A 26,732-nucleotide genomic window follows, 5' to 3' on the forward strand; every position below is an offset into this window, starting at 1 on the left:
GTTACCTCAGACCCTGGTGTCGAGAAGTCGGGCGTCCGCGCCGCGGACGACGTCGCCGTGCGTGTCGTACTCGCCGGTCGGCACCCCGAGGCCGGCTATCGTCTCCTGCGTCACCCGGATCGCCGTGCGCAGACGCTGCTCGTTGACCTTCTTCATGTCGCCGATCTCGTCGGCCAGAGTGGTCATGGCCTCGAGATGACCCGACAGGATCTCGCGCCACGCGTCGGTCGGCGCAGCCTCGATCAGATCGCGGAGCGTCGTCGCCTCGGGCACGCCCCACTCGTCAGCCACCGCGATGACCAGCGTGTCGCGCGACAGTGCGACGGTCGGCATGGCCGCGAGGACCCGCTCGATCTCGTTCGCCGCATGGTGGATCCACCGGTTGCGTCCGGTCGCGAGCAGCATCTGCTGCTCGTCGAGCTTGAACAGCAGCACCTCCAGCAGATCGCGCTCTCGCATCAGTTGCATGCTCAGGTCGTGAGCGGCCACGATTCGTCACCTCGTCATGTCGCGGTTTCCATGACGGGATCGCCCGTCACATGAACGACTATCGCGACAACGCTCGACGCAGTAACTCGGAGTCCCGGAGATGACACTCCGAGCGTCCGATCATGGAGCAGGGGTGGTTCTGCCCAGGGCGCCGAGAATGAGCGATTCGGCGGAGTCGTCAGAGGAGGTCTGCACGGCCTCCTGATTCGCATCGCTCACGGCGATGACGATCTCGGCGCGGTTGATGCGCTTGTCGCGAGGGGCGTCGATGCCGACACGGACACCGCTCGGCGTCACGGCGAGGATCGTGACGGTGATGTCGTCGCCGATCACGATGCTCTCGTTGGCGCGTCTCGTCAGTACCAGCATGCGTCGTCTGCCTTCCATGGCGTGAGCGCCGGTGCGCCCTCTGCTCACAAACGTATCGCACTCAACTCATAAATGAGCAGAATCGAACGCTACAACGCGCCGCTGGGAAGAGCCGACTGCGTCATGCGGACGACGCCGACCACGTCGGTCGCGAGACCGCCCGCCGCAGCCTCGTCGTAGGAGAGCACCGGAAGGCCGCTGACCTGCGACGACACCATCCGACGCACCGCCTGTCGCAGTGACGGCGCGCACACGAGAACGGGCTCCGGACCGACCTGGTCGAGTTCGGCGACAGTGCGACGCACGTTCTCGAGCACCTGCATCGTCGCCTCCGGCGTCAGCACGATCTGCGGGTGACCGTCGACGACACGCATGCCCTCGAGCATCTGCTGCTCGAGGATCGGCTCGAACATGACGACCCGGATGCGTCCGTCCTCGGCGAAGCGCGAGGCGATCGCCGGCCCGAGCGCCGCCCTGGCCGCGTCGATGAGACCCGCCGTCTCCGTCGACGTCTTGCCTCGGAGCGCGAGCGCCTCGTAGATGCGCGCCAGGTCGTTGATCGGCACCCGCTCGGAGAGGAGCCCCGCCAGCACGCGCTGGATCGCGGCGAGCGACAGCACGGCCGGGGTGAGTTCCTCGACCGTCGCAGGGCTGGACTGCTTCAAGTGCTCGGTCAGCTGGCGGACGTCTTCGAGGGAGAGCAGGCGGTCGGCCTGGCTCTGCACGATGTCGGAGAGGTGGGTGATGATGACGCTCGCCCGATCGATCACCGTCGCGCCGGCCATGTCGGCGGCGTGCGACATCTCGGCGGGGACCCACTTGCCCTCGAGACCGAACACCGGGTCGACCACGGCCGTGCCCGGAAGCTGCTCGAGTCCCGTGCCGATCGCGAGAACGTGGCCCCGAGGAACCGACCCGCGTCCGGCCTCGACCCCGGCGATGAGGATCGAGTACGTCTGCGCGGGCAGCTCGATGTTGTCCCGCGTGCGCACCGGCGGCATGAGGATGCCGATGTCGAGGGCGAGCTTGCGGCGGAGGGACTTCACCCGGGTGAGCAGATCTCCCGCTCCCCCTGAGGCGAGATCGACGATGTCGGGAGACAGCGAGATCTCGAGGGCGTGCACGCGCATCCGGTCCATGAGGTCCTCCGGGCCCTCGGTGCCGGCCTCGACGGCCTCCTGCTGCAGGGCATCCGCCTCACGTGCGGCATCGCGGTCCTCGTTCGCCTTCACGCGGGATGCCGCGAACAGCAGTACTGCACCGATCGCCAGGAAGATCACGAGCGGCATCCCGGGGATGAACCCCATGGCGATGGCGGCGAGTCCGGTGATCACCAGGGCGTTGCGGGACTGCATGAGCTGACGGCCGGCGGCCTGACCCATCTCGGCCTCCGCGTTCTCACGCGTGACGATCATGCCGGTCGACACCGCCATGAGCAGGGCGGGGATCTGGGTCACCAGCCCATCGCCGATGGTGAGGATGCTGTAGGTCTCGAGCGCCTCGCCGACCTCCATCCCGTGCTGCACCATGCCGATGATGATGCCGCCGACGAAGTTGATGACCACGATCACGATGCCCGCGATCGCATCTCCCTTGACGAACTTCGACGCACCGTCCATCGCACCGTAGAAGTCCGCCTCCGCGGCGACCTCTGCGCGTCGCCTGCGCGCCTCGTCATCCGTGATCAGACCGGCGTTCAGGTCGGCGTCGATCGCCATCTGCTTGCCCGGCATGGCGTCGAGCGTGAAGCGCGCGCCCACCTCGGCGACGCGCTCGGCACCCTTGGTGACCACGACGAACTGGATGACGGTGAGGATGAGGAAGATCACGGCACCGATCACGAGTGAGCCGCTGATGGTGATCTGACCGAACGCCTGGATCACCTGACCCGCGTGGGCCTCGCTGAGCACGAGGCGGGTCGACGCGACGTTGAGGCCGAGCCGGAAGAGGGTCGCGACGAGCAGCAGACTCGGGAACACCGAGAAGTCCAAAGGCTTCTTCACGAACATCGCGGTCAGGAGGATCAGCAGCGCGAACGAGATGTTCAGGACGATGAGCACGTCGAGCAGACCGGTCGGGATGGGCACGATGAGCAGGAGGATGATCCCCACCACACCGACGGGAACAGCCCCCTTGGACAACAGCTGACCGATCATGCGTCTCGCCTTCTGATTCTCTCTGCTCGTTCTGATGTGCTCGCGGCCGGACTCACAGGCCGCGGTCCCTGGTGCTGGCGAAGGGCATCGTGTGCGTTCCCCTGGCCGAGCCTCGACGTTTGAGGTGCTCGATGAAGGCGAGCACCTGGGCGACCGCGGTGTAGAGCTCTTCGGGGATCTCCCGCCCGATCTCGCAGGCCGAGTGCAGCGCGCGTGCGAGAGGGATGTCCCTGATCATCGGCACGCCGTTCTCCTCCGCCTTCTCGCGGATCTTCTGCGCGACGATCCCCGCGCCCTTCGCCACGACCCGTGGCGCCGACTTGCCCGGCTCGTAGCGCAGCGCCACCGCCACGTGCGTGGGGTTCACGAGCACGACGTCGCTGTCGCCCACCGCGGCGATCATCCTGTTGCGGCTCATGGCGAGCTGCCGCGAGCGGCGCTGGGAGCGCACGAGCGGGTCGCCCTCGGTCTTCTTGTGCTCGTCCTTGGCTTCGTTCTTCGTCATGTGCGTGTGCTTGCGGTTGCGCCGCATGACCACCGCCACATCGATCGCTGCGAGCAGGATGCCCACCGCCACGGCGACCTGCAGCAGCGCGACCGCTCCCCCGGCCGCCTGCTCGAGCAGCCAGGTGATGTTGTGGCTGCCGCTGGCCATCAGTACCGGGACGAGACCCGAGACGACGATCCACAGTGCGAGCCCGATGGCCACGGTCTTCAGCAGCGCCTTGGCGCCCTCCCAGAGCGCCTGCCGGCCGAAGACGCGCTTGACGCCCGACACGATGTTGAACTGCTCGGTGCGCATGGTCACCCCGCGCAGGTGGATGCCGCCCTGCGCGACCGCGGTGGCCGTGGTGGCGAGCAGCACCACCACCAGCATCGGGAGCAGGATGCCACCGAGCGAGGTGATGGCCGAGCTCAGCACATCCATGGCGGCGCCGTCGGTGGGGTTCATCGCGACGGGCGTCACGGCGAGGAACAGCTCGGTGACCACCTGCGTGCCCGAGGCGATCGTCGGCACCATCATGACGGCCGCGGCGGCGATGCAGACCCAGGCCGTGAAGTCCTGGCTGCGGCCGATCTGGCCCTTCTTCCGCGCTTCCTTCAGGCGACGCTCGGTCGCCTTCTCGGTGCGTTCGCCGGTGTCGGTCTCGCTCATCGGGTCACCCCCAGGAGCAGTCGCGCAGCCTCCTCGGCGATCACGGCGACCACGCTCGGGAGCGCCGCGTAGACGAATCCGACGAGCAGGAGGGTGAGACCGATCTTGATCGGGAAGCCCATCGCGAAGGCGTTCAGGGCGGGCGCGACGCGGCTGACCAGACCGAGTCCGACGTCGGCGAGGAAGAGCACGATGAGCAGCGGTCCCGCGATCTGCACCGCGCTGAGCATCATCTGTCCCGCAGCGCCGACGAGCGCCTCGGCGGGCTTGGCGAGATCGATCATGCCGGTGACCGGCACCGCGTCGAACGATCGGAACAGACCGCCGAGCACGAGCTGGTATCCGTCGGAGGCGAACAGCAGCATGATCGCGGTCATCTGGAACAGTCGGGTGAACTGTGCGCCGTTGATCGCCATGCCGGGATCGAAGGCCTGAGCCAGCTGGAACCCGCCGAAGGTGTCGACGAGGTGGCCGGCGCCCTGGATCGCGCTGAAGAGCACCATCACGAGGAAGCCGAGGAGCGCCCCCGTGAGGGCCTGCCCTGCCAGTGCGAGCATGAAGGCCCCGGTGTCGAGGCGCTCATATCCTGCGGTCACGACCGGCGACACGGCGAGAGCGAGACCGACGCCGAGCATCGCGCGGATCCGCATCGGGATCGTGCCGTGACTGAACGGCGGGGCGAGGACCAGGAATGCCGTGATCCGCACGCAGGCGAGCGAGGTCGCCTCCAGCCAGGTGAAATCGATCGGGATGTTCATCAGCCGCCGTTCAGCAGCGACGGTATCCGCGCGAACATCTCGTTCGTGAACGCGATCATCTCGGCGATCATCCAGTGCCCCGTGACGAGGAGCGCGATGCCGACGGCGACGAGCTTCGGCACGAACGAGATCGTCATCTCCTGCACCTGGGTGATGGACTGCAGCAGCGAGATCGCGAAGCCCACCACCAGGGCGGTGATGAGCAGGGGCGCGCAGAGCTTCGCACCGACGATGAGCGCCGCCTGACCGATGTCGATGACCGCTTCGGGGTTCACCCGCCACCCCCGTTGTAGGACTGGACGAGCGCGGTGATGACCATGCCCCATCCGTCGATGAGCAGGAACAGGAGGATCTTGAACGGCAACGAGATCATGACGGGCGGCAGCATCATCATGCCCATCGACATGAGTGCGCTCGCGACCACCAGGTCGATGACGAGGAACGGCACGAAGATGATGAACCCGATCAGGAACGCCGCGCGCAGTTCGCTGATCATGAAGGCCGGGACGAGCGTCTGCAGCGGGATGCTCGCGGCGTCGGTGGGGTTCTCCATCTGCGCTGCGCGATGCATCAGCGCGATGTCCTCTTCGCGCGTGTACGAGAGCATCCACTGCCGCAGGGGCTCCTGGGCGAGCTCGAACGCCCTGCCGAAGTCGATCTGGCCGTCGGTGAACGGCGCGACGGCGACGGTGTTGATGTCGGTGAGCACCGGCCACATGATGAACAGCGTCAGGAACAGGCTGAGACCGGCCAGCACCTGGTTCGGCGGGATCGACGGCAGCGAGAGCGCGTTCCGGGTGAGGGCCAGCACGACGAAGATCTTGGTGAAGCTCGACATCATCAGCAGCAGCGCCGGAGCGACGCTGAGCACGGTGATGCCCAGCAACGTCATGATGCTGTCGGACGGCGCCCCGTTGATGCCGTTGATCGTCACACCGTCGCCCTCGCCGTCACCGACCTGAGTCGGGACGTGCATCGCCGCTGCGTGCGCCCCTGTGGCCTGCAGCAGCACGAGTGCGGTCACGACGACGAGCACCGCGGCGAGCAGCACCCACACGCGGCGAGGCAGTCGCGGTGCGCGCGCAGACGGCGGCGCGGCGACTGCGGCGGATGCGGGCACGGCGGCACTCCGAAGATGGGTGGCGTGGCCGATCCGTAGCCAGGGGGTCGAGCGATCCGTGCTCGCAGTCGACTATCGCGACATCACGAGGTGCACGTAACCGCGTCGACCGATGCGCTGACCGCGGGTCAGGCGACCGAGCGCAGCGCGCGGTCGACGATGTCGTCGGGCATCTCGACGGAGGCGGATCGTACGTCCGAGGAGACGACCTCCTCCTGCTCGAGAGGAGGAGCCTCCTGGGTGTCGACGACGTTGATCCCGTGCTCCGTCACGCCGAGCACGTAGCGGATGCCGCCGAACTCCGCCACGACGAGCTGTGCCTTGCCGCCGATGCCCGACCTCGCCACCACGGTGATCTTCTCCGGGCGCGCACGCGGCGCCGCGGCGGGCCGCGTCGGCACGAGCTCGGTCAGCTTGGCGAGCTTCTTCGGCATCAGCCCAGCCAGCGGACTCACGCCCTTCGCCTGCGACTTCTGCAGGCGGCGGCTCAGGAAGAGCAGCAGCCCGAGCACCGCTCCCAGCGCGACGATCGCACGGAGCGCGACGAGGATGTCGTCCACGCTCAGACCGTCTCGGCGCTGTCGAGGATGCGCTCGACGCGGATCGCGAAGTCGCCCTCGGCGACGACGACCGTGCCGTGCCCGATCAGTCGGCCGTTGAGCTTGATGTCGGCGGGAGACCCGGCGGCGCGGTCGAGCTCGACCACACGGCCCGGCTCGAGCGAGAGCACGTCGCGCACCGGCATCCGCGTGCGCCCGATCTCGACCACGAGCTCCATCTCGACGCCCGCGATGCGGTTGAGCCGCTGCGGACCCGACGCGGATGCCGCCCTGGCTCCGTCGATGCGCACGGATGCGCGCGCCACGACGCTGCCGTCGGCGTCGACCATGTCGAACACCTGGGTCCCCGAGTCGGTGAAGACCTCGGCGGCGTCGACCACGGCTCCGTCGCCGAGCGAGCCGCTGCCGAGCACGGCGGCGGCCGCCTCGAAGATCGGGTGCAGGCGATCGGCCAGCTGAGCGTTCTTGGAGCCGTCCTCGAGCTGCGACGGGTCGACGACCTGGATCGCGATGCGGGCCCCGGGGCTGCCCGTGAAGGTGACGACCACCGCGTCGCCCGACGCGCCGGGGTCGGTCGACGGTGCGGGGATCACGGGGTAGCCGAACGGCAGCTTGCCGGCGATCGCCGCGGCGATGGCGGTCTCGTGGAAGGTGCTCATCAGTGGGTCTCCTCATGGGTGGTCGTGATCTTGCAGGTGAGGCGCGAGCCTCTGCTGCCCGGTGTCGCGAGAGCTATCCGGGTCTGCCCGGCCATGAGCTCGTACGGCCGGGTCTCGGGGTGAGGCAGGCGCAGCAGGTCGCCCGGTGCGAGATCGAGGATCTCTCCGGTGCCGATCGTGATCGGCGCGAGGCGCAGCGTCAGCTCCAACGGCGTGCTGCGCACCTGCTCCAGGGTCTGATCCGTCGAATGCGCCGATGCCGCGTCCGATCCCGTGCTCGCGAGGCGGTCGACGACCGCGGTCGCCGGCAGCATCACCGTCGCGGTCGACTCGGAATCGCCGAGACGCATGGTGTATCGGGCGACGATCACGGCCGCCGTCGCGGAGATGACCTGCATGTACTGGGGGTTGTAGTGCACCGCGGTGAAGCGCGGTGCACCAGGGAGCAGGGCGCCGAGGCTGGCGTGGAGGTGCTCGAAGGTGCCCTCCATCAGGTTGCGGACGAGGGCGAGCTCGATCGGCGTGAATGTGCGGGCTTCGGGAAGCGATGTGCTCCTGCCGCCCATCATCTGCACCACCCACAGCAGGGCGCTGTCGAGGCCGAACTGCACGACGCACGGCTCGTCGCGGTCGGCGAACGAGCCGGCGACCATGGCCGTCGTGCCGGGCAGGGTGTCGGCGTACTCCTCGTAGGACACGAGCTCGACGGTCTCGAGTGCGAGGTGGGCGCGCACGCGGATCTTCGCCGTGAGCTGGGACGACCACAGCCGGGCGAACGACTCGAAGGCCGCTTCGAGATGGCGGGTGCTCTCGCGTCCGAGCTGGGCGGGGCGTCCGAAATCGTATGCCGGATGGCGCAGGGCGGGGTCATCGAGCACGGCGGATGCGGTCATGACGGTCTCCTCGACGGTGGTGTTCACGTGAGCTCAGTTGTTCGCAGCAGCCGCAAGAGCGGGTATCAGCGCTCTCACCTGCTCTTCTTCGTTCGATTCGACGATGATGTCGACGCGTCTGTTGCTGGCCAGCGCCTGAGGGGTGTCGCCCGGCACGATGGGTCGGGTGTCCGAGAACGCCGTCGCCTTCACACGGGGTCCTCCGACGCCTTCGTGCTCGACGAGGAACCGCGCCACCTGGGTCGCGCGCCCGCCGGAGAGCTCCCAGTTGGTGGCGAAGGGTGCGGCGGAGACGCGGTGGTCGGCGTGCCCCTCGACACTCACCTGGTTGTCGACCGTGACGAGCACGTCTCCGATCGTGTCGAGCACGGCGTCCGCCTTCGCCGAGAGGTCGGTGCTGTTGTCGGCGAAGAACGTCTCTGCGCCGACCAGCCCCACCTGGAGCCCTCGGTCGTCGATGACGAACTGCACCGTGTCCTGCAGGCCCTGTGCCGCCAGCGAGGTGCTCATGCGATCGCGCAGTCCCTCGAGCGACTCGAACTCGATCTCGGCCCGCGCCGCGAGGTCGACCACCCCGTCATCGTCCTGCAGTTCAGGCGGCACGATCACGCCCTCGGCCGTGTCGGCACCGCCCTCGGTGCTCTCCTGCCCGAAACCCGTGGCGAGGCTGTTCGCGAGCAGTTCGAACTTCGTCTTGTCGACGTTCGACACCGCGAAGAGCACGATGAACAGGCACATCAGAACCGTGACCATGTCCGCGTACGAGACGGCCCAGCGCTCGTCCGGCTCATCGTGCGAGTCATCCTCATGCCCGCGACCGCGAGCTCGACGGGCTGTGCTCATTGCACGCCCTCTGCCCGTTCGGGCTCGCGCTTCTTCTTGGCGGCCTTGGGCTTCACGGTCGACAGCGCCTCGAGGCGCTCCTGGAGCAGGTGCGGAGCGCTTCCGGCCTGGATGGCGAGCATGCCCTCCGAGACCAGGGTCATCCGCTCGAGCTCGACGGCTCCGATCCGTCCGAGGCGACCGGCGATCGGGTTCCAGATGAAGTTGGCCGAGAGCAGACCCCAGAGCGTGGCGACGAAGGCCGCAGCGATCATCGGCCCGAGGTGGTCGGGTTCGTCGAGCTTCTCGAGCACGTGCGTCAGCGAGACGACGGTGCCGACGATCCCGATCGTGGGCGCATATCCGCCCAGCGAGCCGAAGAACTTCGACGCCACGCGGTTGCGCGACGATGTCGCGGCGATCTCGTCGTCCATGACCGTGCGCAGATCCTCGGCATCCGTTCCGTCGGCGAGAGCCTGCAGCGCCTGTCGGGTGAATGCATCGGGTGCCGAGTCGAGCTCCTGCTCCAGTGCCAGCAGACCTTCGCCCCTGGCCTTCTCGGCATACCCCACGAGGAAGGGGATGACCGCCTCCGGCGTCATCTTCGGGCCCCTGACCATGCGCCCGAGGCTCTTCACAGCGAGGATCGTGTCGCGGAGGGTGTGGCTGGCGATGCCGACGCCGATCGTCGAGCCGAGCACGAGGATCATCGGCGCCGGAATGAGCAGAGCCTCGAAGCTCGCCCCCTCCATCGTGATCATCGCCACCAGCGCACCGAACGCCAGGATCACCCCGATGATGAATGCGGGATCCACCGTCATGCCCCCGTCTGCGAGGTCAGTGCCTGGGCTGCGCCGAGCACGCGCGCCCGGTACGCGACGATCAGATCGATCAGGGCGTCGAGATCCTCCTCGACCACGTACACATGACCGTCGACCATGTGCAGAGTGGTGTCCGGCGAGGCGTGGATGCGTTCGATCAGGTCGGGGTTCACCGCGAACCGGGTGCGGTCGAGGCGGGTGACGATGATCATCGGGGATTCTCCGGGCTTCGGATGAGAGGGGGAAGTCTGCTCCGACTATCGCGACGAGGCCCGCCCCCGGTAACCAGGGGCGGGCCTCGTCGCGCGTGTCCGACCGAGTCGGCGCAGGCGATCAGCGCTTGAGCTGCGTGAGCTCCTGCAGGACCTCGTCGCTCGTGGTGATGATGCGCGCGTTGGCCTGGAACCCGCGCTGGGCGACGATGAGGTTGGTGAACTCCTGCGAGAGGTCGACGTTGCTCATCTCCAGCGCACCCGAGACGAGGTTGCCGAAGCCGGCCTGGCCCGGCTCCCCGATGCGCACAGCTCCGGAGTTCACGGATGCGCGGTAGGCCGTGCCGCCCGCCTTCTCCAGCCCCTCGGGGTTCGCGAACGTCGCCATGGCGATCTTGCCGAGCGTCTGCGTCGCACCGTTGCTGAACGTGCCGACGATGGATCCGTCGCCGGTGATGCTGTAGGACTTCAACGTGCCGGCCGCCGATCCGTCCTGCTCCGTCACGGCCACCGTCGACATGTTCGCGTAGCCCGTGACCGCACCCAGGTCGACGCTCACGGCGCCGGCCGCGAGCGTGAGACCTGCACCGGCCTGCTTGCCGTCGGTGAAGGTCAGCGCCCCCGTCGCGCCGCTGGTCGGCTCGGTCACGTCCCATCCGGCCGCCGTCTTCGTGAAGGTCAGGCTGAGGGTCGACGGCGTGCCCTGGGCGTCGTAGACGGTCACGTCGCGCACCAGCTCGTCACCGACCGCGGCGGTCGAGGGCAGGTTGCCGGTGACCGTCGCCGAGGTCGTCGCCTTCGCAGGTGACACCGCCTCGAGCGGCAGCACGATGTTGCCCGTCGCCTGCCCCGTGTTCACCACGCCGTCCTGCGCCGACCAGCCCTGCACGATCGAGCCGTCGGCGGTCACCATCTTGCCGGTGGGGTCGAACGAGAAGCCGCCCGCCCGCGTGTAGAGGGTCTCTCCGCCGGCTCGGACGGCGAAGAAGCCGTCGCCCGAGATCATCAGGTCGCCACCGCGGCCCGTCGCCTGGGCCGAGCCCTGAGCGAAGTTGGTGCGCACGCCGGCGACCTGCACGCCCAGACCGACCTGGGCGGGGTTGCGACCTCCGACCTCGTCGTCGGGGATGCCCGGGTTGCCGATGAGCTGGGACAGCGAGTCCTGGAACAGCACGGACGAGCCCTTGAACCCTGCCGTGTTGACGTTGGCGATGTTGTTGCCCGTGACGTCGAGCATGGTCTGGTGCGAGCGGAGACCGGAGATTCCGGAGTAGAGCGAGCGAAGCATGGGGTTTCTCTCTTCCTGGGTGAGACGGGGTCAGACTGCGGCGGGGGTGGGCGCAGCGGGGGTGGTCGGTGCGGGGGTGGTCTGTGCGGTCGCGACTCCGGTGATGACGTCGAGCGCGACCGTCTTGTCGCCGATGGTCACCTGCGGGATCGGTCCGTCGAACGAGACCTTGGTCACGATGCCCGAGACGGTCTTGCCGTCGGCGTCCTTGTAGCTCGCTTCCTGTCCGATCAGGGCGCTCGCCGCCTGACGCATGTTCAGGGCGAAGGCCTCGGCGCCGTTGTCGGCGAGCGTGGTGAGCTGCTCCATCATCGCGAGCTGGGTCGTCTGCGAGATCATCTCGTTCGTGTCCATCGGGCTCGAGGGGTCCTGATGGGTCAGTTGCGTCACCAGCAGCTTGAGGAACACCTCGCCGTCGAGCACCTGCTTGCGGGCTGCGGGATCGGTCGTCCCTCCCGTGTGGATGGAGCTCGGTGCGGTCACTGCGTCGACAGTCATTCGGTCGTCCTCTCAGGCGAAGATGTCGAGCCCTGCACCGGATGCGGCAGAGGACGTCGTCGGGATGATGCGGGAAAGATCGGGGCTCTGCTCGGCCCCGCGGCGCTGGTCGGAGCGTCCGCGCTGCGCGTCGCGATCACTGGAGCCCTGCTCCGGTGACGCATCGCCCGCGCCCTGCTGGCCGCGGTCTCCGGCGGTGTCCGCCGATGCCCCGTGGGAGACGTTGAGAGTCGCGTGCGGCATCACCGCGGCGAGATCACGGCGAAGGTCGACGAGCATGGTCCGCAGCGCGTCGCGCCCTGCATCGGTGGCGCCGCTGAGCTCGACCTGCACCTCGCCCGCCGCGCTGATGTGCGCGCGCACGGTGACGGGGCCGAGGCTGTCCGGGTTCACCGTCATCGTGAGCTGATGGGTGCCCATCGGGCGCTGCGCGATGCTCACCACCACGGGTGCGACCTGCGCGGCGACGGCCCGGTTGGTCGACGCGGCCGCTTCGGGCGAGGACACGGGCATGGCCGTCGCCGCGGCCGGAGATGCGACCGGAGCGAGAGTCATAGAAGGCGACCCGGGCTGCGGACCCGGCAGTGGGTCGACGGAGTCGCTCGCCGGCAGCGGCTCTGCGTGGCCGCCCATCACGGACGCAGCGGAGACGCCGACGGTGGTCGGGATCGGAGTCGGCGGTGCCGCGTTCCGCGGGGACTCGGACCGCGGAGCCGCAGCGGCAGCGGAGGATGTCGCCGGGTCGGCAACGCCCTCCGCCGGGTCCTGCTGACCCGTCACCGGAGCGTCAAGGGGAGCGTCGCTCGACAGGGTCTCCGGGCGCACTCGGGCGCCGGCCACAGGAGGCGCCCCGTCAGCGCCCCTCGCCGACGCCGACGCCGATGCCGATGCCGATGCCGATGAGATCTCGGGCGCAGGAGTCCGTTCCGGCGCCGACACGCCGAGAGGCGGGGAGGTCACCGTCGCGCCCGTCTCGACGGCTGCCGCGGCCGGGCCTGTGGGGAGCTCGGCAGGGCGCGCCTCACCCGACGCTGCGGCGGGAGCGGGGAGAGCGCTGCGGGCGCTCCCCGCTGCCTCCGACGCCTCCGGCGCCGTCTGCACGAGCGTCGTCCCATCGAGCGTCGTCGCATCCGGCGTCCTCTGCGCAGGCGTCGACGTGGATGCAGGGGCCGCCGCAGCCACGGCCGGAGCGAACTGCGCGGTGAGGTGCATCATGGTCGCGATCGGCGCCTCTGCCCCGCTCGCGTCGTCGGATGCCGCAGTCTCCTCGGCAGTCGGCGCGTCCTGTCCGTCCGGCGCGAGCGTCGCTGCGTCCTGATCCGTCGCACCGTCGAGCACCCGTCCAGCGGCGATCAGCGCCTCGCCGAACAGAGAGCCCGAAACGGCCGAAGATCGTCCACCTGTCTCCGTTTCGCCGGTTCCTGAACCCGCCACCGTCGCGAGCAGCCCCACGGCGGTCATCGGAGCATCTCGATGATCTTCTGCATCGACGCCGTCGAGCCGTCTGCGCCGGTGGCATTGGCCGAGAACAGCGTCTGCAGCGCCGAGATGACCTCAGCGCTCGCGTCGCCGCCCGCTCCCGTGCCGGCTGCCGCCGCCGCAGTCTGCGGGGTCTGGCCGGCAGCGGGTGCTTCCGGGGTCGAGGCCGCCTTCGCCGCTTCGAGGACTCCAGCGAACGTCGTCGCGCTCGCCGCCGACGTCTCGGCGGTCGCCGCGGTCGCGGTCGCTGCAGCCGACGCCGCCGCCGCGCGGCCTGCCGGATCCAGCGACACGATCTGCGTCTCGATCGCGTCGACGCGGGCGATCACCGCCGCGAGCCCGGTCATGCGGCGCTCCCCTCACGTCGCGCGGTGCGGACCACAGCGATCTCATCGAGCGCCGACTGCTCCGCGGCGAGCTCGGCCTTGGTCGCCTCCACGCGGTGGGTGCTCTCGAGCCGCTCGAGTCCCTTCAGGTCGCGCCGCGCTTCGACGTGGGCCGACTTCGCCTCCGACTCCGTGCCGCGCCTCATCTCGACGAGCGCCTGCAGATCGCTGAGCGTGCTGCGTCCCGCGGCGCGAGCGGCGGCCATGGCCATCAGCGCTCGTGGATCGTCGATCTGCGCGCTGATGTCGGCGAGGCTCGAGATCGCGGTCTGCTCGTCGAGCTCGGCCTGCGCCCGTTCCGCGCTCGCACGCGACAGCTGCTCGGCGGCGACACGCTCCTGGGCGCCGCGCACGCGCAGCAGGCCAGCCAGTGGGAAGGTCATGGGGTGAGTCCTCCGAAGTCGGTGGTGAGGGCGGCGAGCCGCTGCCAGGAGTCGTCGGACGCCGCAAGATCGTCCATCCGCTGGGTGAGGAAGCGCGAGATCGCGCCTTCGTGCGCGAGGGCGGCGTCGACCATCGGGTTCGCTCCCTGGCGGTAGGCGCCTATCTCGATGAGGTCGTTCGCGCTGCGACGAGCCGCCAGGACGCTGCGCAGCATCACCGCGTCCTGACGCTGCTCAGGAGTGGTGATCTTCGACACGACGCGAGACACCGAGCCGAGCACGTCGATCGCGGGGAAGTGTCCGCGGATCGCCAGCGCGCGGTCGAGCACCACATGGCCGTCGAGGATTCCTCTCGCGGCGTCCGCGATCGGCTCGTTGTGGTCGTCGCCGTCGACGAGCACCGTGTACAGGCCGGTGATCGATCCGACGGGTCCGGTTCCTGCGCGCTCGAGCAGGCGGGCCAGCACCGAGAACGTCGACGGCGGATACCCGCGGGTGGCGGGCGGTTCGCCGGCGCTGAGCCCGATCTCGCGCTGCGCCATGGCGACGCGCGTGAGGGAGTCCATCATCAGCACCACGTCGAGGCCGTCGTCGCGGAACGCCTCGGCGATCCTGGTCGCGACGAATGCCGAGCGCAGGCGCGCCATCGCGGGCTGATCCGAGGTCGCGACGACCACCACCGACCGCGCCAGACCCTCGGGGCCCAGGTCGTCCTCGAGGAACTCGCGCACCTCGCGACCGCGCTCCCCGACGAGGGCGATGACGTTCACATCGGCAGTGGAGCCACGGGCGATCATCGACATCAGCGACGACTTGCCGACGCCGGAGCCGGCGAAGAGCCCGAGACGCTGCCCCGAGCCCACCGGCGTCATCGTGTCGAGCACGCGCACGCCGAGGCCGAGCTGACGATCGATGCGCTGGCGATCCATGACGCTCGGCGCATCGTGGTCGAGCGAGACGGGAGCGACACCCCGGTCGAGCGGCCCCTTGCCGTCGATCGGTCGCCCGAGTCCGTCGAGCACGCGTCCGAGCAGCGCTCGTCCGGTCGGCACCTGCAGCGGCGCTCCCCCGTGCCGCACCCGGGCACGGGCGGTGATCCCGTCGAGCCTGCCCAGCGGCATGCAGCGGGCGGCGGCTCCGTCGACGGCGACGATCTCGGCATCCACCACTCGGCCGTCAGTCGCGTCGATGCGGATGCGGTCGCCGACCGCGCCGTCGATGCCCAGCACCTCGACGCCGAGCCCTCGCACGGCTTTCACGGTTCCTGAGCGCTCCGGGCGCGCTGCCAGGAGCGCACGGTTCCACGACCGCGTCGCGGTGATCACACGATCACCTCGGCATCCTGTTCGTCGCCGTCGAGTGCTGCGGCCGCGCGGGCGAGCGCCGACGTGATGCGCGTGTCGACGGCCCCGTTCTCGATCTCGACGATGGCGCCGCCGTTGTCCACGGCCGGAGAGGCGGAGATCCGGATGCCGCGCAACGCGTCGATCGACGACGTCTCGTCCTGCAGGACTGCGACGTCCTGCTCGCTGAAGGCGACCCCTGTCCAGCGCTCCGCCGGCATCTCCGTGAGCGCCCGGCGCAGCGCATGCGCCGCCGAACGTGCCGGATCCGACAGCTCTGCTCCGAGGATCGTGGTGGCGAGGGCGACGGCGAGCTCTTCGATGCGATCGGCGGCGAGCATGCTCAACTCGTCGATGCGGCGGTCGAGGGCCGCGTGCGCGCTCTCCAATGCGCGCAGACCCGAGCCGCGCTCATGCAGGTACAGCTCCTGGAGTTCGTGCATCCGCTGCTGCTGCGCGGCGTGCTGCACCTCCCCCTCGTCGAGGGCGAGCCTGCGGCCCTCGGCGAAGCCGTCGGCATAGCCACGGGTGCGGGCCCTGTCGGCCTCGCCGCGGAGGTCCATGGGCGTCTCGCCGACGCGCGGCACGACCAGTGGCGTGAAGGCGGAATCGAGCACGGCGGACACCTCGGAATCGAAGGGCGAGGCCTGTCCGTGGCCCGTAGGTCGAGCGATCCGTGCTCCAGACCCACTATCGCGACACCCGGCTGCGTCCGTAACCGGATCGGCCGACTCACCTGCCGTCAGAGGGATCACTCGATGAGCTCATCCTCGTCTTCGCGCGAGATCGTGATCTCCTCCGCGGCTTCCAGGTCGCGGATGATGCGCACGATCTCGGCTCTGGCCTCATCGACCTGACGCATGCGCACGGGACCGAGGACTCGGGTCTCCTCAGCGAGGTTCTCCTGGTTGCGCTCCGTCATGTTGCTCTTCACCTTGTCGGTGATCTGGTCGTCCGCGCCCTTCAGCGCGAGGGCGAGCATGCGCAGGTCGATACCGCGCATCACCCGCTGGACGTCGCGATCCTCGAGGCGCGCGATGTCGGCGAACGTGACCATGCGGCTGCGGATGTCCTCGGCCAGGGCGAGATCACGGCCTTCGAGGCTTGCGAGGAGCGACTTCTCGAGCGCGGTGTCCGAGCGGTTGATGATCTCGACGAGAGGCTGCACGCCTCCGATGGACTCATGGTTGTCGCGCATCGCGAAGACGCCGGTGCGCGAGCGCAGCGAGTCGGCCACGATCGAGATCGCCTCCTGCGTGGCGGTGCCCATCGTCGCGATCGCCTGAGCGACGTCCGTGCGCAGGGGATCCTGCAGGGCGGCGAGAACCGCCGCCGCACGATCGGCTCTGAGGTTGGCCAGCACGACGGCGACGGTGGTCGGAAGCTCACCCTCGATGATCGTGGCGAGCTGGGCCGGGTCCGCCGCATTGAGGAAGTCGAACGAGACCGACCCCTGCGACATGACTCGACCGACCATCCCGACCGCCTTCTCGCGGCCGAATGCCGTCTCGAGCAGTCCGGTGGCGAGCTCCTGCCCGCCGCGCGACGGCACCGAGCCGCCGGTGGCGATGCGCCGGAACTCGCCGAGAGCACGGGCCGTCGAGGCCACGTCCACTCCCCCGAGCTGTGTCAGCTCGGCCGCGAGCATCTCGGACCGCTCCTCGCCGAGGTGGCGGAGCACTTCGGCGCTGGCGGCGCGATCCATGTTCATCAGCACGATCGCGGCCTTGCGCAGTCCGCTCATCTCCGGCGCAGCCACGGGCGCCGGCGCCTCGACGGCCGACACCTCGACCGTGTCGGCCTGCGCGTCCAGCAGCTCGGTCAGCGCGCTCATACGGTCGCCTCATCCATCAGGTCGGCCAGTGCGCTGGCGATCGTGTCGGGTTCGCGTTTGGCGAGGTCGTCGATCTCCCGGCGACGGCGCTCGACCAGCACCTTGTCGGGCTCGGGCTCATCGTCGAGATCAGCCGACGCGGACGGCAGCAGCTTGGTCGGCGCCGGGGCGATGATCGCCTCGGCCTCCTTCAGCCCTCTGAGCGAGCGGAGCTTCTGCTCCTCGCTCTCGGTGACCGTCGCGAAGTACTCGATCGGTCCGTCTTCGGTGTACATCACCCGACGCTTCATCTTGCGGCGCACGACGAGGAAGACGATCAGGATGATCGCCGCGAGCAGGATCGCTCCGCCGATGATCGCAGAGCGCAGCAGCTCCTGCTGGAACTGCGCGTCGCGCTCGGCCTCCGCCGCCTGCAGCGCTGTCTGCGCCGCCGTCGCACCCGCCTGGTTGAACTCGACGAACTCGACGGCGATCTCGTCGCCGCGCTCGACATCGATCCCGGCCGCAGATGCCACGAGCGATTCGATCTGGTTCGCCGTCACTCCGGTGACCGTCCCTCGGTTGAGCGCGATGCTGACGGTCTGCCGCGTCACCTCTCCGGCGGGGGTGATGGTCTTCTCCGTCGACTTGTTGACGGCGTTGTTGCGAGAGGTCTCCTCGAACTCATAGGCGCCGGTCCCCTCGGCGTTGTTGGGAACCGCGATGTTGTCGGGGCCGAGCACGCCGGCACCTCCGCCCTCGCCGCCGTTGTAGGTCTCGGTCTTGGTCTGCTCCGATGCGCTCAGCTCGCCCTCGGGGGCCGAGTACGTCTCGTCCATGCGCTCGGATGTGGAGTTCGCGACATCGGCCGATACCGTCACCGTCGCGTTGCCGGGCCCGACGATCGTCTCGAGCATCTTGCTGACGGATGCCGCGACCTTGGCCTCATGCTCCGTCGCCTGCTTCGAGGAGTTCCCGGTGAGCCCGGTGCCGACCGCCGAGAGCACGCGGCCGTCCTGATCGGTCACCGCGACGTCCTCCGGCGTCATCCCCGGCACGGCGGCGCTCGTGAGGTGCACGATCGCCTCGATCTTCTCGTCGCTGAGCCCTGAGCCGTTGCGGGTCTTCACGAACACGGATGCGGTCGGGCTCTGCTGCTCCGAGACGAAGACGCTCTCCTCCGGGATCGCCAGCTGCACCGACGCCGTCGAGATCCCCTCCATCGCGCCGATCGTGCTGGCCAGCTCGCCCTCGATGGCACGCTTGTAGGTCACCGACTGCTGGAATTCACTCGCCGTCACACCCATCTCGTCGAGCAGGGTGTAGCCCTCGCTGGTGTCGCCGGGCAGCCCGGCGGATGCCGCCGCGAGACGCTGCGGATAGACCTGGTCGTCGGGAACGAGGATCGTCGCGCCTCCCTCGGCGAGCTCGTAGGTCACGCCTGCCGACTTCAGCTGCTCGACGACGGCCGACGCGTCGCCGGCGCTCAGGCCGGTGAAGAGCGGGCTCATCTGCGGCTTGGTGAGCCACGCGCCGAGGGCGATGGCGCCCATCACGAGCAGCGCGACACCGATGATGGCGATCGTGCGCTGTGCGAGGGAGAATCCTGAGACGACCTGCTTGGCGCGGTCGTAGTAGGTCGTGAGCATCTTGGGCATCGTCAGGCCTGCATCCTCATGATCTCGTTGAACGCCGAGACGCTGCGGTCACGCACTGCCACCACCAGGTCGAGCGTCACCGAGGCGCGCGTCGACGCGATCATCGCCTGATGGATGTCCTGCAGGTCTCCCGTGACCGCCTGCACCGCGAGCTCGTTCGACGTCGACTGCAGCTGCTGCAGGTTCTCCATCGCCCCCGAGAGCGTCGTGGCGAAGGCGTTTCCGGAGGCAGGAGCACTGGTCGCGTCCGGGCCCGTCTCGAAGCTGAGCGTCGAGAGCGGCGCGACACCGGAGGCGCCGATGGCCTCGATGCCCGACATCAGTTGCGGCCGATCTGCAGCGCTGCCTCGTAGGTCGTCTTCGCCCGGTCGACGACAGCGGCGTTCGCCTCGTATCCGCGCTGAGCGAGGATCAGCATGCTCATCTGGTCGCCGAGCTCGACGTTCGGGTACTGCACGTAGCCGTCCTCGTTCGCATAGGGGTGCTCGGGGTCGTACACGAGCTTCGCGTCGGCCTCGGATTCGACCACGCCGGCGACGTACACGCCCGGGCTGTCGGTGCCGGCCTGCACGGTCACGAACTTCTCCCGAAACGCCTCCTGGCCTGCGGGTGTCGCGGTGTTCACGTTGGCGATGTTGTCGCTGAGCGCGTCGAGCCACTTGCGGTGCGCGGTCAGGCCGGTGCCGGCGATGCCGATCGCGTCGAAGGTCATGCGGAGGCCTGCCCGATCGCCTTGGTGATCGAGGCCGCCTGACCGCCGATCGCCTGACTCGCGAACTGGAAACGCAGCACGGTGTCGATGTTCGAGAGCGTCTCGGTGTCGAGGTTGACGTTGTTGCCGTTCAGCCTGGTCGGCTCGAGCGACCGCTCGACCGTCGCGGCGACGCTTCCGGAGCCGCCCTGGACGGCAGAACGGAGTTCATCCTCGAACCGCACGCGCTGGGCCTGGTAGCCCGGCGTGTTGACGTTGGCGATGTTCTCAGCGATCGAGCGTTGGCGCAGGGCCAGCCCGTCGAGCGCGCTGATGAGCGCAGAGGACGTGACGGATTCGAGCACGGGGGCACTCCGGGATGTTGGTGGAGAGGCCGATCCCTGGCCAATCGTCGAGCGATCCGTGCTCTGTGCCGACTATCGCGACACCCGGGCATCCATGTAACCGCTGTGCTCAACCCTCGACGTCGAGATATGCCGGCACATTCTGGGTGGAGGTCGGCACGCGCCGCAGTGCGGCGATCTCGCGAGCCACATTGGCGCGCGATGTGACGAGTCCGCCGATCATGAGCTGCTGCCGCGCGAGCACGGCTTCGGCACGCTCGCGCAGCTCCTCGGGGACGGGGCCGTCCGGCGCCTCGAAAGACTGCTCGTCGAGGTGCTCGTCGGCGGCGTCGAGGGCGCGCTCGAACTGGTCGAGCACCGTCAGCCAGGCCGAGAGAGTGTCGGGCACGGTCGCTCAGGCCAGGGCCGTGATGGGGGTCTGCGCGGTCGACGAGACCGCGGCAGCCGCCGCATGCCACGCTTCGCGGAGCGGCACGACGAGAGCTCGGCATTCCGCGGTGGCCGCGCGGTCTCGAGCGATGTTGGCGGTGATCAGGCGTCCCGTGAGGTAGGTGTACACGCCGTGCAGCTCTGCGGAGCCGTCCCACTCATCGGTGAGCGAGCCGTTGAGCTCGGCGACGATCTGCTGCGCGTGCACGAGGTGGTTCCCCGCAGCCGCCCAATCCCCCGCTTCCTGGCAGGCGTCCGCGCGCTCGATGTCGACCAGGAGGCGGTCGTAGAGCAACACGAGAAGGCGCTCAGGCGTGGCGGAGGCCACCTGCTGCTCCAGATACTGCTGCTTGGCCCGGTCGAGTGAGGTGAGTGCCATGAGTACGTGCTCCGATGCGATGCGATGTCACGAGGACGAGGTCAGGAATCCGACGGGGTGAGTCCGGCGAGCTGGCTGGTCAGCCACGACGATTGCGACTGCAGCTTCGAGAGCTGCACCTCGAGCTGCGCGTACGTGCGTTCGAGGGTGGCGCGGCGCTGTTCGAGCCGGATGTCCCAGCGCTCGACCTGGGTCTTGAGCGTCTTGACCTCGTCCTCCTGGCCGGTGATGCGCTTGGTCAGGAGGCCGTCGTACTTGTCGGAGTACTGGGTCGTCACGTCCTGCACCCGCGCCGAGACCGCCGAGAACAGCTCCTGCGTGCCCTCCGGGTCTTCTGCGAGAGCGGCGGCGAACTTCTCGGCGTCGAACGAGAGCACGCCCTTGTCGCTGACGGTGATGCCGATCGTCGAGGGCGAGATGCCGTCGATCGGATGCTGCACGGCGGTCGCCAGCGCGCCGCGAAGGTTTCGCACCGTGCTGTCGCCGGTGAAGACGCCGAGGGTCGTGGTCTCGCCGACCTCGCCGATGGTCGCCTTCGAGCCGTTGTCGATGCGCACCAGCAGCGCGGCGATCTCCTTGACGAACGCCTCCGCCGTCGAGCTCTGCTTCTTCGCATCGCGTGCGACGGTCACGGTGACGGGGTCGGCACTGGCCTTCGTGACGGTGACCTCGATGCCCTCTCCGACGGTGATGGTGTTGCTCGCGCTGTTCAGGGTCTGCTCGGCGTCGGTGCCGGCGAAGAGGCGGATGCGGGCATCCGCGCCCTGGGTGAGCAGTGCGGCGCCGGGGGCGGCACCGAGGTCGACCGCGGTTCCGGCGGTGACCTCCGCCGCGGTGCCCCGGTTCAGGGTGAAGGCACCAGCCGCGCCCGTCTCGGCGGAGGTGAGCTGAATGCGCGAGAGCGGCTTGCCGTCGGCATCCGTTCCCGCGGGCACGACGGTCGCGCTCACACCGGCCTTCGACGCGTTGATCGCCTTCGCGAGGTCCTGCGGACCGGTGCCCAGCGGAGTGACCTCGACGGCTTCGCCGTCGGATCCCACGAGGGTGAAGGTGCCGCCCCACGCTGTTCCTCCTGCGGCAGCGGTGACGACGGAGTGCGCTGTGGCGACGGCATCCACCACGATGGCGGTCGAGAATGCGGTCGCCTTGCTGCCGGCGGTGATCGTGACCGTCTCGGACGACGAGGACGCGGTGAAGGATGCCAGAGAGCTGGGACCCGCGGCGGTCTTGGCCTTGTCGACGAGCTCCTGCAGCGTCTTGTTCAGCGACTGCAGGTTGGTGATGACCGAGTTGCGGTCGGTGATCTTGTTCGTGATGAGCGTCTTCGGGATCGCCGAGACGTCCATGAGCGCCTTGATGAGCTCTTCGGTCTTGAGCCCTGATACCAGTCCGTCGAGTTTCATCCCGGTCGTCTTCCGTGCGTTGCGGTCAAGGGTGTCCTACAGGAAGGCGCCCGGGCGGAGGTGACTCCGCCCGGGCGCCCTGTGCGCCTCAGGCGCAGCGACTCAACGGAGAAGCTGCAGGACGCCCTGGCCCGACTGGTTCGCCTGAGCGAGCATGGCGGTGCCGGCCTGCTGCAGGATGTTCGAGGCGGTGTACTTGACCATCTCGGCGGCCATGTCGGTGTCCGCGATGCGGCTCTTCGCTGCGGCGAGGTTCTCGGCCGAGACCTGCAGCGAGTTGATCGTCGACTCGAAGCGGTTCTGCACCGCACCGAGACCCGCACGAGCGGTCGAGACGGCGGTGATCTCGTCATCGATCGCGCCGATCGAGGTGAGTGCGTTGGCCGCGGTGTCGACCGTCAGAGCGCCGATCGTGGCGCCCAGGCCCGAGAAGTCGGTCAGCGTGACGCCGATCTGGTCCTCGGCGGCCTCGGAGCCTGCGCCGACCTGGAACGTCAGGGTGTTCGCGCTGTCGAGCAGCTTGATCCCGTTGAAGTTCGTGCTGGCGGCGACGCGGGTGAGCTCCTCGCCCAGCGAGTCGATCTCGGTCTTGATGGCGTCGCGCGACTCGGTGTTGTTCGAGTCGTTGCCGGCCTGGACCGCGAGGTCGCGGACACGCTGCAGGATCGAGTGGACCTCGGTGAGCGCGCCTTCTGCGGTCTGGATGACCGAGATGCCGTCCTGAGCGTTGCGGGCTGCGACGTTCAGACCGTTGACCTGCGAACGCAGGCCCTCGGAGATGGCGAGGCCGGCGGCGTCATCGGCTGCACGGTTGATGCGCAGACCGCTCGAGAGCTTCTCGAGCGACTTCGAGACGTCGTTCTGGTTGACAGAGAGGTTGCGGTACGCGTTGAGTGCACCGACGTTGGTTGCGATCTGAAGACCCATGAGAATTCCTCCGTGGTTATGGGGCTGGACGCGGGCCCATCCGTGGGCCTGCACAACCGATATTCGCGACATCGGCCGCCGGCGTAACCACGGATCCGGAAGATTCCACGGGTCGCGTCACACGGCGGCGAGGAGCTCGCTCGACCGGTCGCGGATCTCGGCGCGGACGGGCCCGAAGAGCGCCTCGAAGAACTCGGCCCTGGCCTTGGTCGATCGGTCTCCCGTCGTGCCGTTCTCCCAGGCCTCCATGGCCTCGCGCATCAGTTCGAGACCACGCGAGCGCAGCTTCGACACATAGGCATGACTGACGGCGAGCTCTTCGGCGATGTCCTTCACCATGCGGTCTTCGAGATAGATGCCGCGCACGACCTGCTGCATCGCCGTGGGCAGAGCGTCGATCACTCGGTTCATCATCGCTCGCGTCTCGGACTGCTCGACGGCGTGCTCGGGGAGGATGACGCTGTCGGTGAGATCGACCGCCTGTCGGCCGGTCTCGGCATCGAAGTGCTCCTCGAAGCTGATCGCGGTGCGCACCATCTCGTCGAGCTTCATCATCTCCGAGACGACCTCGGCGGTGAGCCCCGACTCCCGCGCGAGCTCCGCCGTGCTCGCGGCTCGGCCGGTGCGGGCGAGCACCGTCTCGGCGGCGACTCTCACGCGCTCGATCTTGTCGCGTCCTCTCTCGCCGGCGGGGTCGGCGCGACGCATCTCCGACAGCATCGCCCAGTTGATCTGGCTGCTCGCGAACGCACCGAAAGGAATGCCCCGCGCGGCGTCATACGACATGGCCGCGCGGGCGAGGCCCAGGCGGGCGGCGGAGAGAAGGTCGTCCAGATCGACGTGCGTCGCCGACCGCGCCTTCTCCACAGCCAGGAAGGTGGCGAGCGGCATGTTGTCGCGTGCGAGTTTCTCGGGCGAAGCGGGGGCTTCCGGGTGCTGAGTGGAATCAGCGGAAACAGCAGAACTACTCAGCAATGTGACTCCGTGGCTAGAACAACTGTTTTACGAGTGAAGCTAGCACGAACAACACGTTTATGAGCAGAAAACGCGGAACTCGATCCTCGAGTCGTTCAGTTCTCCGGACCCGGTTCGCGGATTATCCCCGTCGCCCGGCGGTCTGTGAAGCCCTTATCCCGTCGCAGCGAGAACCGGTCTCATGGGCACCGTTCCCGAACCCCGGCGCTGAGGACGGCACGGACGTCTCGGTCAAGGTCGAGGCTTTCCCGCAGGTCTTCGCTGCCGGCATCGACCCCGCCATCTCCGAGGTCCTCGCCGTGGCACAGCGCCCCCTCGCAGCCCTTGCGTTCAGCGAGGCCACACCGGTCGCTGCATGGAAGACCAAGCCTGCCTTCGGCATCGTGTCCGCTGCCGACCACACCATCAACCCGGACGTCGAGCGCTTCGGCTACACCCGCGGCAACTTCCGTCGCGTCATCGAACTCGACGCACCGTACCTCGTGATGCGCGCCCTCCCCCAGGACGTCATCCAGTTCATCGTCGAGGCGGCTGCCGAGGTCGTCTGACCTCTCGAGGGCGGAGACGCCGTCCGGCGCTCTCCGCCCTCGAATGGTGCGACACCGCGCCCCACGGTCCTAGAATCGGGGCGACCCGCGCGTGCCGCGTTCGACACCTGCAGGAGGCGTCCGCCCGTTCAATCGGGTGGAATGAGTGGGACCAACGAAAGAAGGCGATCATGGCTGTGATCTCCCGCGGCTTCGGCGCCCGGCGACGCGAGTCGGATGACCGGCTCCCCCCGGGTCAGTACCTCACCGAGGACTTCCCGGTGCTCTCGGCCGGACCGACACCCCGAGTCGCGACCGACACCTGGGAGTTCGCGGTCGTCGGGCTCGACGGCATTCGCCGCACCTGGTCGTGGGATGAGCTGCAGGCACTGCCGATCGATACGATCACCACCGACATCCACTGCGTGACGCGGTGGTCGAAGCTGGGCACGCAGTGGCGCGGAGTCTCGCTCGATCATCTGCTGCAGGATGCCGGAGACGGCGACTTCACGCGGGTCTTCTCCTACGGCGGGTACACGACGAATGTTCCCCGCGCCGACCTGACCGGCGGCAAGGCGTGGATCGCATTCGAGTTCGAGGGCGAGCCGCTCGCGGCAGAGCACGGCGGCCCCGCCCGGCTTCTCGTCCCCCACCTCTACTTCTGGAAATCCGCGAAGTGGGTCCACGGCCTGGATCTTCTCGAGAACGACGAACCGGGGTTCTGGGAGCAGAACGGATACAGCATGTACGGCGATCCGTGGAAAGAGGAGCGTTACTGGTGACCTCGTCGTCGCTGTGGCTTGTCGCCAGTGTCATCGAGGTCCGACGAGCCACACCCCATGGCCGCGTGCTCTCCCTCCGGGTCGACGGGTGGCCGGGGAATCTCGCCGGACAGCACGTCGATGTGCGTTTGACCGCTGAGGACGGCTATCAGGCCGTGCGGTCGTACTCGCTCGCATCGTCCGGAGAGGGTGACGTGCTCGAGCTGGCCGTCGACGAGGTGCCGGAGGGCGAGGTCTCTCCGTATCTCGTCGAGGATGTCCGGCCCGGCGACGAGCTGGAGGTCCGCGGTCCGATCGGCGCCTACTTCGTGTGGACCCCTGCCCAGCCCGAGCCCGTTCAGCTCATCGCGGGCGGGTCAGGGATAGTGCCGCTCCTCGCGATGGCCCGGGAGCATGCGCGCTCGGCCAGCTCCGCACCGATGCGGCTCCTGTACGCGGTGCGTTCCGCGGACGACGCTTTCTACGCGGCCGAACTGGGCGATCTCGCCGACGACGCCTTCAGCGTCGACTGGGCGTACAGCCGCTCGGCACCGGTCGGCTTCGCTCGCCCCGCGGGCAGGGTGGATGCCGCGACGCTCGAGGCCTCGACCATCCCCGCCGCCCAGCGCCCCTCGGTATACGTCTGCGGGCCGACCGGCTTCGTCGAGGCGGTCGCCGATCTGCTCGTCGCGGCGGGGCATCCGCCCGACCGCATCCGTACCGAGCGTTTCGGAGGTGCCTGATGAACGCTGCCCACCCCGGCCATCGCACGAGAGTCGACGGCAACGCCGCTGGCGGGATCCTGATCGAAGTGTTCGGCAGGGACATGACCGGTGCTCGGGCCACCTGCACGCGCTGCGATCGCAAGGCCGTACTCGGCGACGCCGTCGCAGAACTGGATCCGGCCGGCGTGATCCTCTTGTGTCGCGGATGCGGACACACCCTGTTGACCTGTATTCAGATCGACGGGCGGTACTCGCTCGATGTCGGGGCTCTGTCCCGCCTGGAGTGGGCCTCCGACGGCGACTAGCTCGCTCGTCGGCGACCGGCGCTCAGACGGGGCCCGAATCGCATTCGGCGTCGAACACCTCACGGACGTCGTCAGGCTCGAATGCCGTGGTCGCCGTCGGCACAAGCGCCAGAGCACGGGCCCGGATCCCCTCAGCTGCGCCATCATCGTCCTCGATCTGCGGCGACAACTCCGCGTGCGCCACCGCGATCGGCAGCATGGCACCGAGCGTCACCCGCACACTCGACCGACCGCCCGCGGGGCCGACGACGGGGATCTCCACGACATCCGAGCGCCGCTCCTCCGCCAAGGCCTTCCAGTACTCCAGCACCGCGTCTGCGGTCGCGTCACCCGTCAGGTAGGTGCCGACCTGGGTGATGAGGGACTTCATGATCACTCCCGG

35 protein-coding genes are annotated in these 26,732 nt (G+C 68.7%); 4 read left to right on the plus strand and 31 right to left on the minus strand.

What is annotated here, in order from left to right:
- Positions 1–6 precede the first annotated feature (6 nt).
- The 30 genes from flgN to BMW26_RS09395 form a co-directional block, all read right to left on the minus strand.
- Positions 7–489 (minus strand): flagellar export chaperone FlgN, encoded by a 483-nt coding sequence (gene flgN, locus BMW26_RS09250; protein WP_053096323.1) that lies wholly within the window; start codon positions 487–489, stop codon positions 7–9.
- 120 nt (positions 490–609) lie between these two features.
- A complete protein-coding gene (csrA, locus tag BMW26_RS09255) occupies positions 610–858 on the minus strand; it encodes a carbon storage regulator CsrA (RefSeq protein ID WP_053096324.1) in 249 nt (82 codons plus the stop codon).
- A gap of 89 nt (positions 859–947) precedes the next feature.
- Positions 948–3,014 carry a flagellar biosynthesis protein FlhA gene (locus BMW26_RS09260; protein ID WP_072591335.1) on the minus strand — a complete coding sequence of 689 codons (2,067 nt, stop codon included), beginning with the start codon at positions 3,012–3,014 and terminating at the stop codon, positions 948–950.
- Between the two features lie 52 nt (positions 3,015–3,066).
- A complete protein-coding gene (locus BMW26_RS09265) occupies positions 3,067–4,170 on the minus strand; it encodes an EscU/YscU/HrcU family type III secretion system export apparatus switch protein (RefSeq protein ID WP_056278827.1) in 1,104 nt (367 codons plus the stop codon).
- Complete coding sequence (locus BMW26_RS09270; RefSeq protein WP_042541108.1) at positions 4,167–4,928, minus strand: flagellar biosynthetic protein FliR; 762 nt, start codon at positions 4,926–4,928, stop codon at positions 4,167–4,169. The genes BMW26_RS09265 and BMW26_RS09270 overlap by 4 nt, the downstream gene beginning before the upstream one ends.
- Positions 4,928–5,203: a flagellar biosynthesis protein FliQ gene (fliQ, locus tag BMW26_RS09275; RefSeq protein ID WP_042541106.1), complete on the minus strand. Its 276-nt coding sequence runs from the start codon at positions 5,201–5,203 to the stop codon at positions 4,928–4,930. The genes BMW26_RS09270 and fliQ overlap by 1 nt, the downstream gene beginning before the upstream one ends.
- Complete coding sequence (fliP, locus tag BMW26_RS09280; protein ID WP_232224443.1) at positions 5,200–6,048, minus strand: flagellar type III secretion system pore protein FliP; 849 nt, start codon at positions 6,046–6,048, stop codon at positions 5,200–5,202. Before fliP ends, fliQ begins: the two co-directional genes overlap by 4 nt.
- Before the next feature lie 128 nt (positions 6,049–6,176).
- Positions 6,177–6,608, minus strand: coding sequence for a flagellar biosynthetic protein FliO (locus tag BMW26_RS09285; protein ID WP_072591336.1), 432 nt, complete (start codon positions 6,606–6,608; stop codon positions 6,177–6,179).
- Positions 6,609–6,610: 2 nt separating this feature from the next.
- Positions 6,611–7,267, minus strand: coding sequence for a FliM/FliN family flagellar motor switch protein (locus tag BMW26_RS09290; protein ID WP_056278829.1), 657 nt, complete (start codon positions 7,265–7,267; stop codon positions 6,611–6,613).
- A complete protein-coding gene (locus tag BMW26_RS09295; RefSeq protein ID WP_072592297.1) occupies positions 7,267–8,160 on the minus strand; it encodes a flagellar motor switch protein FliM in 894 nt (297 codons plus the stop codon). Before BMW26_RS09295 ends, BMW26_RS09290 begins: the two co-directional genes overlap by 1 nt.
- Positions 8,161–8,193: 33 nt before the next feature.
- Complete coding sequence (locus tag BMW26_RS09300) at positions 8,194–9,003, minus strand: OmpA/MotB family protein (RefSeq protein ID WP_053096330.1); 810 nt, start codon at positions 9,001–9,003, stop codon at positions 8,194–8,196.
- A complete protein-coding gene (locus BMW26_RS09305; protein ID WP_372983484.1) occupies positions 9,000–9,803 on the minus strand; it encodes a motility protein A in 804 nt (267 codons plus the stop codon). Before BMW26_RS09305 ends, BMW26_RS09300 begins: the two co-directional genes overlap by 4 nt.
- Positions 9,800–10,015 carry a flagellar FlbD family protein gene (locus tag BMW26_RS09310; protein WP_042541095.1) on the minus strand — a complete coding sequence of 72 codons (216 nt, stop codon included), beginning with the start codon at positions 10,013–10,015 and terminating at the stop codon, positions 9,800–9,802. Before BMW26_RS09310 ends, BMW26_RS09305 begins: the two co-directional genes overlap by 4 nt.
- Before the next feature lie 121 nt (positions 10,016–10,136).
- A complete protein-coding gene (locus BMW26_RS09315) occupies positions 10,137–11,303 on the minus strand; it encodes a flagellar hook protein FlgE (protein WP_053096332.1) in 1,167 nt (388 codons plus the stop codon).
- A 30-nt stretch (positions 11,304–11,333) separates the two neighbouring features.
- Positions 11,334–11,801 (minus strand): flagellar hook capping FlgD N-terminal domain-containing protein, encoded by a 468-nt coding sequence (locus tag BMW26_RS09320; protein WP_072591337.1) that lies wholly within the window; start codon positions 11,799–11,801, stop codon positions 11,334–11,336.
- A gap of 12 nt (positions 11,802–11,813) precedes the next feature.
- Positions 11,814–13,262 (minus strand): flagellar hook-length control protein FliK, encoded by a 1,449-nt coding sequence (locus BMW26_RS09325; protein WP_072591338.1) that lies wholly within the window; start codon positions 13,260–13,262, stop codon positions 11,814–11,816.
- Positions 13,259–13,627: a hypothetical protein gene (locus BMW26_RS09330; RefSeq protein ID WP_072591339.1), complete on the minus strand. Its 369-nt coding sequence runs from the start codon at positions 13,625–13,627 to the stop codon at positions 13,259–13,261. The genes BMW26_RS09325 and BMW26_RS09330 overlap by 4 nt, the downstream gene beginning before the upstream one ends.
- Positions 13,624–14,049 (minus strand): hypothetical protein, encoded by a 426-nt coding sequence (locus tag BMW26_RS09335; protein ID WP_072591340.1) that lies wholly within the window; start codon positions 14,047–14,049, stop codon positions 13,624–13,626. The genes BMW26_RS09330 and BMW26_RS09335 overlap by 4 nt, the downstream gene beginning before the upstream one ends.
- Positions 14,046–15,371: a FliI/YscN family ATPase gene (locus BMW26_RS09340; RefSeq protein WP_056279097.1), complete on the minus strand. Its 1,326-nt coding sequence runs from the start codon at positions 15,369–15,371 to the stop codon at positions 14,046–14,048. The genes BMW26_RS09335 and BMW26_RS09340 overlap by 4 nt, the downstream gene beginning before the upstream one ends.
- Positions 15,371–16,009, minus strand: a complete 639-nt coding sequence (locus BMW26_RS09345; RefSeq protein WP_157557416.1) for a FliH/SctL family protein — start codon at positions 16,007–16,009, stop codon at positions 15,371–15,373. The genes BMW26_RS09340 and BMW26_RS09345 overlap by 1 nt, the downstream gene beginning before the upstream one ends.
- A gap of 134 nt (positions 16,010–16,143) precedes the next feature.
- Positions 16,144–17,226 carry a flagellar motor switch protein FliG gene (fliG, locus tag BMW26_RS09350; protein ID WP_230100771.1) on the minus strand — a complete coding sequence of 361 codons (1,083 nt, stop codon included), beginning with the start codon at positions 17,224–17,226 and terminating at the stop codon, positions 16,144–16,146.
- Entirely contained in the window at positions 17,223–18,863 is a 1,641-nt protein-coding gene (fliF, locus tag BMW26_RS09355) for a flagellar basal-body MS-ring/collar protein FliF (protein ID WP_072591342.1), read from the minus strand. Before fliF ends, fliG begins: the two co-directional genes overlap by 4 nt.
- Positions 18,864–18,865: 2 nt before the next feature.
- The gene (fliE, locus tag BMW26_RS09360; protein ID WP_053096339.1) at positions 18,866–19,183 is read right to left on the minus strand and encodes a flagellar hook-basal body complex protein FliE; all 318 of its coding nucleotides are present in this window, start codon (positions 19,181–19,183) and stop codon (positions 18,866–18,868) included.
- Entirely contained in the window at positions 19,183–19,575 is a 393-nt protein-coding gene (gene flgC, locus BMW26_RS09365) for a flagellar basal body rod protein FlgC (RefSeq protein ID WP_053096340.1), read from the minus strand. Before flgC ends, fliE begins: the two co-directional genes overlap by 1 nt.
- Entirely contained in the window at positions 19,572–19,919 is a 348-nt protein-coding gene (gene flgB / locus BMW26_RS09370) for a flagellar basal body rod protein FlgB (RefSeq protein WP_053096341.1), read from the minus strand. The genes flgC and flgB overlap by 4 nt, the downstream gene beginning before the upstream one ends.
- Positions 19,920–20,028: 109 nt before the next feature.
- Entirely contained in the window at positions 20,029–20,307 is a 279-nt protein-coding gene (locus BMW26_RS09375) for a hypothetical protein (protein ID WP_056278839.1), read from the minus strand.
- A gap of 6 nt (positions 20,308–20,313) precedes the next feature.
- Positions 20,314–20,727 (minus strand): flagellar export chaperone FliS, encoded by a 414-nt coding sequence (fliS, locus tag BMW26_RS09380; RefSeq protein ID WP_053096343.1) that lies wholly within the window; start codon positions 20,725–20,727, stop codon positions 20,314–20,316.
- Between the two features lie 41 nt (positions 20,728–20,768).
- On the minus strand, positions 20,769–22,130 hold the full coding sequence (gene fliD, locus BMW26_RS09385; protein WP_056278841.1) for a flagellar filament capping protein FliD: 1,362 nt from the start codon (positions 22,128–22,130) through the stop codon (positions 20,769–20,771).
- Positions 22,131–22,232: 102 nt separating this feature from the next.
- Positions 22,233–23,057 carry a flagellin N-terminal helical domain-containing protein gene (locus tag BMW26_RS09390; RefSeq protein ID WP_053096345.1) on the minus strand — a complete coding sequence of 275 codons (825 nt, stop codon included), beginning with the start codon at positions 23,055–23,057 and terminating at the stop codon, positions 22,233–22,235.
- Between the two features lie 117 nt (positions 23,058–23,174).
- Positions 23,175–24,032, minus strand: a complete 858-nt coding sequence (locus BMW26_RS09395; protein ID WP_269634995.1) for a sigma-70 family RNA polymerase sigma factor — start codon at positions 24,030–24,032, stop codon at positions 23,175–23,177.
- Positions 24,033–24,331: 299 nt separating this feature from the next.
- Here BMW26_RS09395 and BMW26_RS17615 point away from each other — a divergent pair, with 299 nt between their 5' ends.
- The 4 genes from BMW26_RS17615 (at position 24,332) to BMW26_RS09415 (ending at position 26,350) form a co-directional block, all read left to right on the plus strand.
- On the plus strand, positions 24,332–24,580 hold the full coding sequence (locus BMW26_RS17615; protein WP_157557417.1) for a hypothetical protein: 249 nt from the start codon (positions 24,332–24,334) through the stop codon (positions 24,578–24,580).
- Between the two features lie 170 nt (positions 24,581–24,750).
- The gene (locus tag BMW26_RS09405) at positions 24,751–25,341 is read left to right on the plus strand and encodes a sulfite oxidase-like oxidoreductase (RefSeq protein WP_072591345.1); all 591 of its coding nucleotides are present in this window, start codon (positions 24,751–24,753) and stop codon (positions 25,339–25,341) included.
- Complete coding sequence (locus tag BMW26_RS09410) at positions 25,338–26,063, plus strand: ferredoxin reductase (RefSeq protein ID WP_056278843.1); 726 nt, start codon at positions 25,338–25,340, stop codon at positions 26,061–26,063. Before BMW26_RS09405 ends, BMW26_RS09410 begins: the two co-directional genes overlap by 4 nt.
- Positions 26,063–26,350 (plus strand): DUF6510 family protein, encoded by a 288-nt coding sequence (locus tag BMW26_RS09415; RefSeq protein ID WP_056278844.1) that lies wholly within the window; start codon positions 26,063–26,065, stop codon positions 26,348–26,350. Before BMW26_RS09410 ends, BMW26_RS09415 begins: the two co-directional genes overlap by 1 nt.
- Before the next feature lie 22 nt (positions 26,351–26,372).
- On the opposite strand, the gene BMW26_RS09420 is transcribed toward BMW26_RS09415, so the two are convergent.
- The gene (locus tag BMW26_RS09420) at positions 26,373–26,720 is read right to left on the minus strand and encodes a hypothetical protein (RefSeq protein WP_072591346.1); all 348 of its coding nucleotides are present in this window, start codon (positions 26,718–26,720) and stop codon (positions 26,373–26,375) included.
- Positions 26,721–26,732: the final 12 nt, after the last annotated feature.

Source organism: Microbacterium sp. 1.5R, assembly GCF_001889265.1.
In the GTDB taxonomy this organism is placed as follows: domain Bacteria; phylum Actinomycetota; class Actinomycetes; order Actinomycetales; family Microbacteriaceae; genus Microbacterium.